Genomic DNA, 12,932 nt, shown 5'->3' on the forward strand with positions numbered 1-12,932 from the left:
TCACGGAAGCCGCGACGGCCTTGCGTCACCTCCGCGGCGGCCTTGCGTCACCGCCGCCCCGGCCTTGTGTCACCTCCGCTCCGGCCTTGTGTCACCTCCGCTCCGGCCCCCACCTTGGCGCTGTGGCGGTGGAAGCCGGTGCCCTGCAACACCACCAGGAGCCCGTTGGCCAGCGCCATGGCCGTCCACAGGCCGTCGATCCCCCACGTCCTGGCGACGGGCACGGCGGCCACGACGAGCGGGCCGTACCCAATGACGAAATACAGCAGACTGGCGGCGGAGCGCTTGAGCGCGGTCAGGCCCGTGCCCTGCACGGCCTGGGCCGCGTCGAGCACCGCCGACAGCAACATCAGCGGCAGCAGCCCGAACGCCCGCTCCCGCACGGCGAGGTCGTCGCTGAAGAGCACCAGCACGTTCTCCCCGAGCCCGAGCAGCAAACCGGCCACCACAAGCGTCCCTGTAACGGCAAGCAGAGCCGCGCCCCGCTGGGCCCGCCGCGCCCCGGCCGCATCGGGCGCCCGGGCCACGTCGGGCACCGCGGCCTGCGCGACCGACAGGGAGGCCAGCATGATCAAGCCGGTGAGGGTGCTCAGCACGGCGTGGGCGGCGGTGTCGCGGGTGCTCGTGGTGCTCGCGGCGAAGGTCACCACGCCCAGCACCCCGAACTTGACGAGCACCGTCCCGGCCAGCGGGATGCTCACCTTCGCCAGCTTCACGATCTCGCGCGGCCTGGGCCTGGCCTGGCCGATGGGCCGCCCGAGCGCCCGCCGCAGGAGGCTCGCGGCCACCAGCGCCGCCGCCGCGCCCGACACCACCCAGGCGACGCCCACCCCGGTCAGCCCGAGCGCCGGCACCAGCGCGGCGGTGAGGCCGCTCAGCCCGATCGCGAAGACCAGCGTCGGCCAGAGCACGTCACGGTTGCGCCCCAGCGCGACCAGGATGGTGCTCGCCCCGCCGGTGGACGCGAAGATCAGCACATATCCGGCCAGAAACCACGGCAGCGCCCCCATCTCCCGCACCACCTCGCCCGGCACCCCGCCGGCCCCGGCGAGCAGCGGCACGCACAGCACGGCGAGAGCCCCCAGCACGCCCGTGGCCAGGCTGAGCCAGCGCGCGTCCCGCACGACCGGCACGGCCGCCGCCGGCTCGTCCCTGAACGGCGCCACGAACGGCCCGAGCCCGCGTAACGCGCCCTGCACGGCGGCGCTCGCGGTGCTGAGCACCGAGCTCACCACGGCGAACGCGGCCAGCGTGACCGTGTCATGCTTACCGAGCACCGACGTGACGACCAGCGACCCCGCCATGCCCGCCACCATCGCCAGAAAGATCGGCACCGCGGCCCGGAGCAGGGCGATCATGACATGGGAAGATCCGGCAGGGGTTCCGAGATCATGAAGCGAGTCTATGGCCTGGAGTGCACTCCAGGTCCTTAAGGTTGGCGCCATGGACTACGTCAACCTCGGACGCAGCGGTCTCCTCGTGAGCCCGCTCTGCCTCGGCACCATGAACTTCGGCCCCCGCACCACGGAGGAAGACTCCTTCGCGATCATGGACCGGGCTCACGAGCTGGGGCTGAACTTCTTCGACTCGGCGAACGTCTATGGAGGCGTCAAGGGCGAGGGCGTCACCGAGCAGATCATCGGCCGCTGGTTCGCCCAGGGCGGCGGGCGCCGCGAGAAGACCGTCCTCGCCACCAAGGTCTACGGCGACATGGGCGACTGGCCCAACGAGCGCGGCCTGTCCGCACTCAACATCCGCCGCGCCTGCGACGCGTCGCTCAAGCGCCTGCAGACCGACTACATCGACATCTACCAGGCCCACCACGTGCACCGCCCCACCCCGTTCGACGAGTTCTGGGAGGCGATGGAGGTCCTGCGGCAGCAGGGCAAGATCCTGTACGTCGGCTCGTCCAACTTCGCCGGCTGGCACCTCGCCAAAGCCCAGGAGACCGCCGCCCGCCGCAACTTCCTCGGCCTGGTCAGCGAGCAGACCCACTACAACCTGCTCACCCGCGCGCCCGAGCTCGAAGTGCTGCCCGCCGCCGAAGACTACGGCCTCGGCGTCATCCCCTGGAGCCCCCTGGCCGGCGGCCTCCTCGGCGGCGTCCTGCGCAAGCTCGACAAGGGCCGCTCCGGGGACGAGAACATGCTCAAGCAGCTCGAGAAGCACCGCGACCAGATCGAGCAGTACGAGAAGTTCTGCGACGAACTGAACGAGCAACCCGCCGACGTCGCCCTCGCCTGGCTCCTCAAGCAGCGCGCCGTCGCGGCGCCCATCATCGGGCCGCGGACGATGCAGCAACTCGAAGGCAGCCTGCGCGCCCTGGAAATCGACCTCGACGAGTCCGCCCTGTCCCGCCTCGACACCATCTTCCCCGGCCACCGCACCGCCCCCGAGGACTACGCCTGGTAAACCCCTCTCCCGGGTGTCCGGCGGCCTCCGCACCGCTCCGGACGGCATCCACGCCGCTCCCCGCCGCGTCCGCACCGGTACGGACGGCATCCACACCAACGGCGGGCCGTTGCCCCAGCAACGCCCGCCACCCGGCCCCACGCCCCCGGGCGGGAATGCGCAGCGTGGAGACCCGCCGCCCATGCTGAAGCGGCCGGATGCGCACCGGTCCACGCGAACTCGCCGCACGCATCGGCGCTGGTCACAGCCTTGCCGCCCGACGCGCATCGGCAGGCACACATGCGCGCCGGCCACGGCGCTGCCGTCCTCTGCACACACGCCCAGGCGGCCGGACATGCGCCGAGCACACACATGCACGCAAGACCCACGCGCCCGCCGCTCATACGCACAGCCTCGCCGCCCGATGTGCGCCCGCCACGCGCCCGCGTCCAGGTGCGTCCGCCGCGTGCAGGTGCACCGGCCGCAGTTCAGGCCCAGCGCGCGCTCACCACGCCCACGCCCGCGTCGCCCACACCCCGCGCGCCCCGAGGCGTGCGTGCGGCCAGGGGGTGGCGTGCGCATGGCCCCGGGCGTGGCCCGGGTCAAGTGAGGAGGGCGCCGACGATCACGATCAGCAGGAGGAGGCCGAGCACGATGGGCAGCAGCCAGGGGCGAGGACGGTCCACGACCTGGAGCCTAGCCCTGCCCGGCGGGTGCCAGTGCCCATTCCGCGAGTGACTCGTACCTCACCTGCGCCCCCATGTGGCTGCGCACGAGCCGCACCCGTTCGGCCCGCCACGGCGATCCGGTGAAGCCGGACAGCGACTCCACCAGCGGCCGGAGGTCTGTCTCGGTCTTGGCGCGGGCGAGCGTGAGGTGGGGGTGGAAGCGTTTTTCGTCGGTCTGGGTGGCGCCGGCGCGGCGGGCGGCGGCGCGGACGGAGTCGGCGAGCCGGGTCATGGGGTCGCCGGTGACTCCTGCCCAGAGGACGCGGGCCCGGCGGGGGGAGGAGAAGGCGCCGAAGCGGTCGAAGGTGAGGTTGGGGGCGGGGTGGCGGCGGACGGCGCGTTCGAGGCGGGTCTGCAGGTCGGGCAGCACGCGTTCGGGCACCTCGCCGAAGAAGCCGAGCGTGATGTGCCAGGTGTCGCGGGCGGGCCAGCGCAGCCCGGGCACCTGTCCGACGTGCGGCGCGATGGCCTGGGCGAGCTCGTCGAGCACGTCGTCGGGCGGGACGAGGGCCGCGAAGAGCCGCACGGTCAGCCGCGTCGGGGCCGGCGGACGAACCACATGCCGAAGAGGCCGAAGCCGACGCCGGTGAGGCAGGTCCAGATCCACCAGGTGTTCTCGGGGGCGGGGCGGAAGATCAGCAGGGCGACGAAGGCGAGCGCCCAGACGGCCGTGCCGACGGCGATGGCGGCGGTGTCGTTGGTCTTGATGGGCTCCGGGTCGGGGTGCCACTGCTGGTTCACGTTGTCCAGCCTAGCTTCCAATCGGGTCTCGATCTCATCACCGACTCTTTTCGCAGCTCATCACTACTGTCACTCTTCGCGTCGTGAGTGACACACGTAATGCGATAGACCGTTTCTTCGCAATCTCCGCACGAGGGTCCACCGTTTCCCGTGAGGTACGCGGTGGCATCGCCACGTTCTTCACCATGGCGTACATCGTCGTGCTCAACCCGTTGATCCTGGCCAACGGCAAGGACGTGGACGGCCAGTTCATCGCGGACGGTTCGACGCCGCCGGTGGCGCTGGTGGCGGCGGGCACGGCGTTCGTGGCCGGCGTGCTGACGATCCTGATGGGGGTCGTGGGCCGGGTGCCGTTCGCGATGGCGGCCGGGCTGGGCCTGAACGCCTTCGTCACCTTCCAGATCGCCACGGTGATGACTTGGGAGGAGGCCATGGGCCTGGTCTTCCTTGAGGGGATCATCATCGCCGTGCTGGTGCTGACGGGGCTCAGGACGGCGATCTTCCATGCCATTCCGGCGCAGCTCAAGACCGCGATCAGCGTGGGCATCGGGTTGTTCATCGCGCTGATCGGGTTCGTGGACTCGGGGTTCGTGCGCAAGGCCGCGGGCACGCCGCTGGAGCTGGGCATCGGCGGCAGCCTGACCTCGTGGCCGATCTTCGTGTTCATCGTCGGGCTGCTGGCGACGGCGGCGATGGTGGCGCGCAAGGTGAAGGGCGCGATCCTGATCGGGATCGTGGGCACCACGATCCTGGCCATCGTCGTCGAGGCGATCGTCAAGGCGGGCGCGTTCTCGCCGCAGAACCCGGCGGGCTGGCAGCTCAACCGGCCGGTCGTGCCGGATCAGCTGTTCGGCTTCCACAACCCGCTGGTGCTGTTCACCGAGTTCGACCCGTTCGGCGGTTTCGTCCGGGTGGACGTGCTGCTGGCCGCCCTGCTCGTGTTCACCCTGCTGATCACGGACTTCTTCGACACGATGGGCACGATCGTGGGGGTCGGCCGCCAGGCGAACCTGGTGCAGGAGGACGGGACGCTGCCGCGTACCAGGGAGATCCTGCTCGTCGACTCGCTGGGGGCCGCCGCGGGCGGCGCCGGCTCGGTCTCGTCGAACACCACCTACATCGAGTCGGCGGCGGGGGTCGGCGAGGGCGCTCGCACCGGCCTGGCCAGCGTGGTCACGGGGTTGCTGTTCCTCGTGGCCATCTTCTTCGCGCCGCTGGTGACGGTGGTGCCGTACGAGGCCGCCGCGCCGGCGCTGGTGCTGGTGGGCTTCCTGATGATGACGGCCATCCGGGACGTCGACTGGAACGACTTCGAGATCGCGATCCCGGCGTTCCTGACCATCGTCATCATGCCGTTCACGTACTCGATCTCGAACGGGATCGGCGCCGGGTTCATCAGCTACGTGCTGGTCAAGGTGGTGCGCGGGAAGGCGCGCGAGGTGCATCCGCTGCTGTGGGGCGTGGCCGTGCTGTTCGCGCTCTACTTCGCGATCGGCCCGATCCGGGCGATGCTCGGCCTCTGAGCCCGTACCCGGCCGTCACACTTGAGAAGCCGTCCCGCACGTGCGGGACGGCTTCGGGGTATCAAGGGATGAGATGACACTTCTGTCCGGAAATATCTTGTCTTGCCGTATAGTTAGCAAAGGTAATGACTCATGCTAACCAAAACCCAGCCCAAGATGGACCTGCGCAGCGACGCCGGTCTCGCTTCAGCCCTGCGCGTCTCACTCGCAAGGCTGAACCGACGCCTAAGACGACAGGCGGCGGCGCACTCGCTGACGCCCACCCAGTTCGCGACGCTCGCCGCGGTGGAACGGCATTCCGGGATAACCCCCGGAGAATTGGCCGAGCTCGAGAAGGTGCAACCACCCTCGATGACCCGCGTGATCGCCGCTCTAGAGGAGCGCGGCCTGGTCGCCCGCACCCCGCATCCGACCGACCGGCGCCAGGTGACCGTCTCGGTGACCGAGGCCGCCGAGAAGCTGCTGAAGGAGGAGCGCCGCCGCAAGGAGGCGTGGCTGACGCAGCGGTTGAAGGAGCTGTCGCCGGAGGAGCGGTCGATCCTCAGGCAGGCGGCACCGATCTTGGAGAAGCTCAGCAAGATATAGAGCCCGAAGAACCCAGGACCGGGATGTTCCGGTCACTCAGGGTTCGCAACTACCGCATGTTCGCGGCGGGCGGCATCGTCTCCAACGTCGGCACCTGGCTGCAGCGCACCGCCCAGGACTGGCTGGTCCTCGACCTGACCGCCGGCCCCGGCAACGCCCACGGCAGCGCGGCGGCGCTCGGCACGGCGACCGCGCTGCAGTTCCTGCCGATGCTGCTGTTCGGGATGTTCGGCGGCGTGCTCGCCGACCGCTACCCCAAGCGGCCGATCCTCATCACCGCCCAGTCGCTCATGGCCGGGCTGGCGCTGACGATCGGCATCCTCACGATGACGGGCACCGCCCAGGTGTGGCACGTGTACGTGATGGCGTTCCTGCTCGGCCTGATCTCCTGCGTGGAGGTGCCGACCCGGCAGGCGTTCGTCGTGGAGATGGTCGGCCGCAAGGACCTGCCCAACGCGATCGCGCTGAACAGCTCCATCTTCAACCTCGCCCGTGTGGTCGGCCCGGCGCTGGCCGGCGTGCTGATCTACGTGCTGGGCGGCACGGGGCCGATCTTCCTGATCAACGCGCTGACGTTCGGCGCCGTCATCTCCAGCCTGATCTTCATGCGCAAGTCCGAGCTGAACCTCTCCGAGCCCGTCCCCCGGGCCAAGGGCCAGCTCCGCGAGGGGCTCCGGTACGTGCTGCGGCACGAGGAGCTGCTCATGCCGGTGCTGCTGATCGCCTTCGTGTCGATGTTCTCGCAGTCGTTCTCGATGTCGATCGCGCTCATGGCCCGCGAGGTGTTCGGGGCCGGGGCGTCGTCGTTCGGGCTGGCGTCGAGCATGTTCGCGGTGGGGGCGCTCGTCGGGGCGCTGCTCGCGGCGCGCCGGGCGCGGCTGTCGCGCAAGGTGCTCTTCGCGGGGGCGATCGGGTTCGGGCTGTTCCAGATCGCCACCGGGGTCGCGCCGTTCTACCCCGCGTACCTGCTGCTGCTGATCCCCACCGGGATCGCGCTGATCACCATCAACACCGTCGCCAACGCCAGCGTCCAGATCGCCACCTCGCCCGAGATGCGGGGCCGCGTCATGGGCATCTACATGCTCGTCTTCACGGGCGGGGCGCCGCTGGGGGCGCCGCTGATCGGCTGGCTGTCCGAGCTGGGCGGGCCGCGCACGGGGGTCATCCTGTCCGGCGTGCTGGTGCTGGTCGGGACGGGCCTGGCCGTGGTGATGACGCGGCTGATCAGCTCGCGGGTACGCAAGCCCGCGCTCGCCATGGCATGAGTCATTCGCCGGCCGTCACCGCCGGCACGTGTGAAGGGGCAGGCTCCTCTGGGGCCCGCCCCTTCGCCGTCCACGCGAGCCGCTTCGGCCGCGAGACTCGTGACATTCGTCATCTCCGCCCGCTCCCCGAAGTCACCTCCAACTGGTGTTTTCGCCCACTACATCGGCATAAGCCCCCCAACCCATGCTGGGTTGCATGAAGAAGCCCATCGCAACCTTCCTCCTGGGCGCCCTGGTCCTCACCGCCTGCGGCACCGGCGGCGGCTCCCCCTCTCCCCCGCCCAAGAGCGGCGGCACAGTGGCGTGGGGCGCCTGCACGGATCTCGTCGGCCCCGACGGCAAGCAGCTCACCCCGGGCCCCGGCGTCGAGTGCGGCAAGCTCCCGGTCCCCCTCGACCACGCCAAGCCCGACGGCGAGAAGATCGACCTGGCGCTCATCCGGGTCAAGGCCACCGGCGACCGGCTCGGCTCCCTGGTGTTCAACTTCGGCGGCCCCGGCGCCTCGGGCGTGGACTCGCTGGCCATGGCCGCCACCGCGTTCAGCAAGCTCGGCACCCGCTACGACCTGGTCAGCTTCGACCCGCGCGGCGTCGACCGCAGCGCGGGGGTCACGTGCGGCGACACGTTCGCCCGGATGCTCGCCGCGGAGGCTGACGCCGACCAGGACGCGCTGGCCGCGGAGTTCGCGCAGACCTGCCAGAAGGAGTCCGGCAAGGTGCTGCCGCACGTCGGCACCGTCAACGCCGCCAAGGACCTCGACCTGCTCAGGGCCGCGCTCGGTGACCGGCGACTCAACTACTTCGGCTTCTCGTACGGCACCCACCTCGGCGCCGTCTACGCCACGCACTTCCCGAAGAACGTGGGCCGTTTCGTCCTGGACGGCGCCTTCGACCCGTCGGTGACGTTCGAGGAGCGCGCGGTCATCCAGGCGACCGGCTTCGACCAGGCGCTGGAGGCGTTCGCGAAGGACTGCGTGGCGCAGAGCTGCGAGCTGGGCGCCGACCCCGCCGCCGTCGTCAAGACGGTCGAGGACTTCGTCGAAGGGCTCAAGACCAAGCCGATCAAGGTGGGCGACCGCGAGCTGACGTTCTGGCTGGGCCAGCTCGCCGTCATCACCCCGCTGTACGCCAAGCAGAGCTGGCCCATGCTGGAGCAGGCCACCGCCGCCGCGCTCAAGGGCAACGCCACGATCCTGCTCGCCCTGGCCGACTCCTACACGGGGCGGCGGCCCGACGGCACGTACAACACGATGATGACCAGCCTCCAGGCGATCAACTGCGCCGACTACGCCGAACGGCCGACCGCCGCGCAGATGGAGCGGATCAACGAGCGGGTGAAGAAGATCTTCCCGGTGCTGTCGTTCGACGGCGTCACCGGCGGGGCCTGCGACCACTGGCCGGTACGGGGCGACGACGCCGCCCGGCGCGTCGACGCGACCGGCTCGGCGCCCATCGTGGTCGTCGGCGGCAAGGGCGACCCGGCCACGCCGTACCGGTGGGCGACGAGCCTGACGGCCAAGCTCAAGACGGGCGTGCTGGTCACGTACGAGGGCGAGGGCCACGGCGCGTACCTGTCGGGCGACGCGTGCGTCATGAAGACCGTGGACGCGTACGTGATCGAGGGCAAGGTGCCCGCCGCCGGCACCACCTGCGCCGCCTGACCGCGGCCGGGGAGGGCCTGCGGGGGCGCCTCCCCGGCGCGCTCAGCTCAGAGCGCGCCTTCCGGCACGCGCAAGGCAGGTCGGGTCAGCTCAGGTCGGCCTCGGCCAGCAGCAGCGGCACCGCCTCCGGGTCGCGCAGCAGGGCCGCCACGGCGAGCCGGTCGTTCCACTGCCCGGTCGCCCACGCCAGCCCCCTGGCCAGCCCGTCGACCCCGGTGCAGTGCACCGCGCCCTCGAAGAAGCGCCACGCGCACTCCACGCCGTCGACCAGCAGCTTCTCGTGCTCGACGTACGTCTCGGGCGCGGTGGGCAGCAGCGAGCGCACCTGGGCCGGCACCGGCCGCGTCTGACCCTCGGAGGTGACCTCGCCCGTGGTGAGCTCGCCGGCGAGCGGCAGGTCGAGCAGCTCCGACAGCGCCTCGGCCAGATCGTAGGAGGCCAGCACCAGCGGCCGGTCGGTCACGAGCTGCAGCAGGTCGGGCGCCTCGACGACCACGGCGTCGTCGGCGGAGGCCACCACGATGTCCCCGCCGAGCACCGCCCGCACCTTGGCGGGCGGCGCGACCCGCGACGGGTCGACGGCGGCCAGCGCGATCCACAGGGCGCGCAGCTGGGCCCGGTCGACCTCGATGGACTCGTCGGCCATCAGGTCGAGCAGCTCTTCGGGGCCGCCGTGGGAGGCCAGCAGCTCGGGCAGCGTGGTGCGCACGCCGAGCATCGACAGGGCCGCCTCGTCGAGCCCGGCGGGCGCGTCGGCGTACAGGCCCTGCAGCAGCGGGTCGGCGCCGGGCAGCCGCAGCTCCAGCGGCTTGCGCCCGCCCAGCACGGGGTGGTTGGCCAGCCACCACGCCGTGTAGGACGGCACCTCGACGCCCTCGACGCGCAGCGGGTGCAGCGCGGCCCGCAGCGGCGGCGTGGTCAGCAGCTCCAGCGCGGCCGGCCAGTCGGCCACCAGCTCCAGGTCGCGCACCGCCAGGAACTCGGGCACCAGCGGCGGCACGTCGAGGTCGGGCAGCAGGTCGAGCACGTGGTCGAGCCAGTCGGCCTCGCCGTCGAGGTCGTGGTCACACTCGTCGGGGTCGAGCAGCACGTCGGGCTCGTGCACGACGGCGAACCCGTCGAGCACGCCGGCCGCGGCCAGCACGCGCGGCCCGTAGGTCTCCTCAAGCTCGGCGGCGGCCACGCCGAGGTGCGTGTCGGCCTCCAGGACGGCGGCGAGCGCCCCGTCGGCCAGCATGAGCTCGCCGGCCGGGTAGAGCTCGCCGTCGGTGCCGCGCAGCGCCAGCTCGGCCAGCCAGGGCGCCTCGCCGGGCGCCAGCCCGGACGCCTCCACCAGCGACAGCACGGCGCGCGCGACCGGCTCGGGGTCGGGGCTGTCGAGCGACTGCGCGACGGCCGCCTTGGTGAGCGGGTCTTCCAGGACGGTGCGCGGCGTGGCCTCGGCCGCGCCCAGCCGCAGCAGCGCCGGGTGCGCCGCCTCCGGGTGCACGATGCGCAGGCCCAGGGGCGTCAGGTCGAGGTCGGCGCCGCCGTCGGTGAGGATGAGCGTGCCACGCGGCCCGCGCACGAGCCGGCCGTCGGCCAGCGGCACCGGCAGCGCGCCCAGCGACTCGGGGTCGTCGCCGGGCAGGACGTCGTAGAGCGAGCGCCACCACGACGGCTCGCGCCCCTCCACGGCCTCGCCCGACAGCAGGTCGACGATCTCGGCCAGCTCCACCCTGCGCACCCCGAGCGCCGCCATCGCGGGATGGCGGGCCGGCCAGCCGGCGGGCAGCAGCCCCGGCACGAAGTCGGCGACGGTCGTGAGCAGCTCGGCCGTGGCGGAGGCCACGACGGCCGCCTCGCGGCCCGTCACCACCCAGCCGTCGCCGTCGGGCTCGGGCGCGGGGTGCTCGACCCGCCACTGCGCGTCGGGCTCGTAGACCTTCTCGTCGGCGAACGACGGCGTCTGCACGACCGGGGCGGGCGCCGACAGTGCGGGCAGCAGCGGCGTGTCGGGCAGCCGCTCCAGGACGGCCCGGCGGATGCGCGCGTCGAGCTCGCCCTTGCCCATCAGGGACGGCACGAGGTCGAGCAGCTTGGACGTGCGCGGCAGCTCGCGCAGCAGGCGGACGTAGGCGTCGGCGACCCGCTCGACCAGGAAGTCGGTCAGCGGGCCCTTGGCCACGTGCCGCCGGTCGGTGGCCATCGGGAACGAGGCGATGAGCAGCGCGGGCAGGTCGATGGGCTCGTCGCTGGGCGTGGGCGCGTGCACGACGGGCGGCACGGTGGCGGGCAGCGGGCCGGGCTCGCCGGTGCCGGTGACCGGCACGGCCCAGCGCAGCGACCAGTAGGGCCGCGCCCGCTCCTCGGTGGGCCGGTCGGCGAAGAGCCTGCCCACCTCCTCGGGGGTGAACTCGCCGGACTCGGACACGACGTGCCAGCCGTCGGCCACGACCGTGCGGGTGGAGCCGTCGACATCGATCTCGATGCTCTCCAGCGCCGGCATGCCCAGCAGCAGCGCGGGGCTGGCCTCGGCCAGCATCCGGCGCACCGCCTCGACGCTGGCGTGGTCGCGCAGCGGCAGCCGGACGACCGTGTCGAAGCCCTCAGGGATGTCGATCATCGGCGGCTCGTCGAACGGCAGCCGCAGCAGCGGCACGTGCCCGCCGCGCTCGGCCAGCTCGCCCGCGAGCGCCGGGATCTCGGCGACGAGGGCCGCGGTCTCCGTGCGGGACCAGCGCACGGCGGGGGCCCCGCGCGAGCCGATCGAGGGCGCGTCGCAGACGGACACCACCGCCGCGAACCCGACCCCGAACCGGCCCGCCGCGCCCGCCTCGTCACGCTTGCCCGAGGCGCGCAGGGTGGACAGGCTCTCCACGCCGGTGGCGTCGAGCGGCGCGCCGGTGTTGGCGGCCGTCAGCACGTCGCCACGCAACGTCAGCCGCAGCACCCCTGGCACGCCCGCCCGCAGCGCCGCGTCGGCGGCATTCTGCGCCAGCTCGACGATCAGCCGATCGCGGTAGCCGCCGAGCGCGAAGTCCTCCTCCGCGTTGGCGTCTTCGCGGAACCGGGCGGGCGAGGCCGTCCAGGCAGAGAGGACGGCTGCTCGCATCCGGTCAGTGCCGTAGGTGTCGCTCATCGATCACGATCCTGATTGGAGGGTTGGGGGCCACCGTAGGTTAGCGGCCCTCACCGACACTCACGGTCAGGAATGGCCGAGCTCTTCGGAAGCCGATGCGTCGACCGAGCCCGCCTCCTCTTCCATGAGGTCGTAGCCCAGGTCGTCGAGGATCGGGATGGCCTGCTCCACGGGCGGCGGCAGCACGGCGGCCTCCGAGTGGGCGCCGCAGCCGTGGTCGGCGGACACCACCTTGCCGTCGTCGGGGGCGTACTCGTTAGTGCAGACCCCGAACATCTGCCGCAAGCCACCCGCCAGCAGCCAGTAGAAGCCGCAGGTGGAGCATTGCGCGGGAGCGGCGTGTGCGATCGGCGTGTGCGGCCCGTGCTCGCCCGAGTGCCAGCGTCTGGCCGCCCGGTCCTTGCCAATGGCCGAGAGCACACGGGCCCGGCCCAGGCCGTACTCGAAAACCGCCTGATGGTCGGCGTCGTCGTCGGTCTCGGTGAAACCCGGCGCGAGCCTGTCGTCATCGTCGGCGGTGGGCAGCAGGTCGCCCACACCCAGGTCGCCGGGGCGCAGGCGCTCGCTCCACGGCAGCCACTCGGGCGCCAGCAGCGCCCCCGTGCCGGGCAGCAGGACGGCCTCGCTGACCGTGACCTTCTTCGCGCGCGAGGCACGCGTCACGGTGACGGCCCAGCGCCAGCCGCGATAGGCCCGATCGAGACAGGCGAAGTAGTGGGTGACGATCCGGTCGCCTTCGCTCTCATAACCGAGGTGCTCGCCGGGCTCGCCCGGCCGCGCTAGCTCCTCGGCCGCGGCGCGCGCCAGATCGACCGCGGCGACACAGGCCTGGTCGGGAGCGGAGACGCGGGCCCTGGTGCGGCTCATCGGACCGCCTTCGCCGAAAGGTGCTGTTCGCTCACACTTCATTCTCACCCA

Annotated in this window: 10 protein-coding genes; 5 read left to right on the top strand and 5 right to left on the bottom strand. The window is 72.0% G+C overall.

The window, feature by feature from the left end; all coding sequences use genetic code 11:
- Positions 1-47: 47 nt before the first annotated feature.
- The gene (locus KIS93_RS28775) at positions 48-1,358 is read right to left on the bottom strand and encodes an MATE family efflux transporter (protein ID WP_155128946.1); all 1,311 of its coding nucleotides are present in this window, start codon (positions 1,356-1,358) and stop codon (positions 48-50) included.
- An 85-nt stretch (positions 1,359-1,443) separates the two neighbouring features.
- Here KIS93_RS28775 and KIS93_RS28780 point away from each other — a divergent pair, with 85 nt between their 5' ends.
- Positions 1,444-2,412, top strand: coding sequence for an aldo/keto reductase (locus KIS93_RS28780; protein WP_080044749.1), 969 nt, complete (start codon positions 1,444-1,446; stop codon positions 2,410-2,412).
- 675 nt (positions 2,413-3,087) lie between these two features.
- Here KIS93_RS28780 and thpR read toward each other — a convergent pair.
- Positions 3,088-3,645 (bottom strand): RNA 2',3'-cyclic phosphodiesterase, encoded by a 558-nt coding sequence (gene thpR, locus KIS93_RS28785; protein ID WP_080044748.1) that lies wholly within the window; start codon positions 3,643-3,645, stop codon positions 3,088-3,090.
- A 2-nt stretch (positions 3,646-3,647) separates the two neighbouring features.
- Positions 3,648-3,860: a DUF2530 domain-containing protein gene (locus KIS93_RS28790; protein WP_080044747.1), complete on the bottom strand. Its 213-nt coding sequence runs from the start codon at positions 3,858-3,860 to the stop codon at positions 3,648-3,650.
- Positions 3,861-3,919: 59 nt separating this feature from the next.
- Here KIS93_RS28790 and KIS93_RS28795 point away from each other — a divergent pair, with 59 nt between their 5' ends.
- From KIS93_RS28795 to KIS93_RS28810, 4 genes are all read left to right on the top strand, one after another.
- Positions 3,920-5,383, top strand: coding sequence for an NCS2 family permease (locus KIS93_RS28795; protein ID WP_418115103.1), 1,464 nt, complete (start codon positions 3,920-3,922; stop codon positions 5,381-5,383).
- A 156-nt stretch (positions 5,384-5,539) separates the two neighbouring features.
- Entirely contained in the window at positions 5,540-5,968 is a 429-nt protein-coding gene (locus KIS93_RS28800) for a MarR family winged helix-turn-helix transcriptional regulator (RefSeq protein ID WP_420895875.1), read from the top strand.
- A 23-nt stretch (positions 5,969-5,991) separates the two neighbouring features.
- Complete coding sequence (locus tag KIS93_RS28805) at positions 5,992-7,233, top strand: MFS transporter (protein ID WP_080044744.1); 1,242 nt, start codon at positions 5,992-5,994, stop codon at positions 7,231-7,233.
- Positions 7,234-7,429: 196 nt separating this feature from the next.
- The gene (locus KIS93_RS28810; RefSeq protein ID WP_155128944.1) at positions 7,430-8,893 is read left to right on the top strand and encodes an alpha/beta hydrolase; all 1,464 of its coding nucleotides are present in this window, start codon (positions 7,430-7,432) and stop codon (positions 8,891-8,893) included.
- An 85-nt stretch (positions 8,894-8,978) separates the two neighbouring features.
- Here KIS93_RS28810 and KIS93_RS28815 read toward each other — a convergent pair whose 3' ends face one another.
- On the bottom strand, positions 8,979-12,014 hold the full coding sequence (locus KIS93_RS28815; protein ID WP_080044742.1) for a sacsin N-terminal ATP-binding-like domain-containing protein: 3,036 nt from the start codon (positions 12,012-12,014) through the stop codon (positions 8,979-8,981).
- A 66-nt stretch (positions 12,015-12,080) separates the two neighbouring features.
- Entirely contained in the window at positions 12,081-12,881 is an 801-nt protein-coding gene (locus KIS93_RS28820; protein ID WP_080044741.1) for a DUF3027 domain-containing protein, read from the bottom strand.
- Between the last annotated feature and the right edge of the window lie 51 nt (positions 12,882-12,932).

The sequence above is a fragment of the [Actinomadura] parvosata subsp. kistnae genome, from assembly GCF_900323885.1.
Lineage (GTDB): Bacteria > Actinomycetota > Actinomycetes > Streptosporangiales > Streptosporangiaceae > Nonomuraea > Nonomuraea composti.

What these genes read in the sequence shown, in the direction of transcription:
- KIS93_RS28775 (WP_155128946.1), bottom strand. Translation starts at nt 1,358, where the DNA reads ATGATCGCCCTGCTCCGGGCCGCGGTGCCGATCTTTCTGGCGATGGTG.
- KIS93_RS28780 (WP_080044749.1), top strand. Translation starts at nt 1,444, where the DNA reads ATGGACTACGTCAACCTCGGACGCAGCGGTCTCCTCGTGAGCCCGCTC.
- KIS93_RS28800 (WP_420895875.1), top strand. Translation starts at nt 5,540, where the DNA reads ATGGACCTGCGCAGCGACGCCGGTCTCGCTTCAGCCCTGCGCGTCTCA.
- KIS93_RS28805 (WP_080044744.1), top strand. Translation starts at nt 5,992, where the DNA reads ATGTTCCGGTCACTCAGGGTTCGCAACTACCGCATGTTCGCGGCGGGC.
- KIS93_RS28810 (WP_155128944.1), top strand. Translation starts at nt 7,430, where the DNA reads ATGAAGAAGCCCATCGCAACCTTCCTCCTGGGCGCCCTGGTCCTCACC.
- KIS93_RS28815 (WP_080044742.1), bottom strand. Translation starts at nt 12,014, where the DNA reads ATGAGCGACACCTACGGCACTGACCGGATGCGAGCAGCCGTCCTCTCT.
- KIS93_RS28820 (WP_080044741.1), bottom strand. Translation starts at nt 12,881, where the DNA reads ATGAGCCGCACCAGGGCCCGCGTCTCCGCTCCCGACCAGGCCTGTGTC.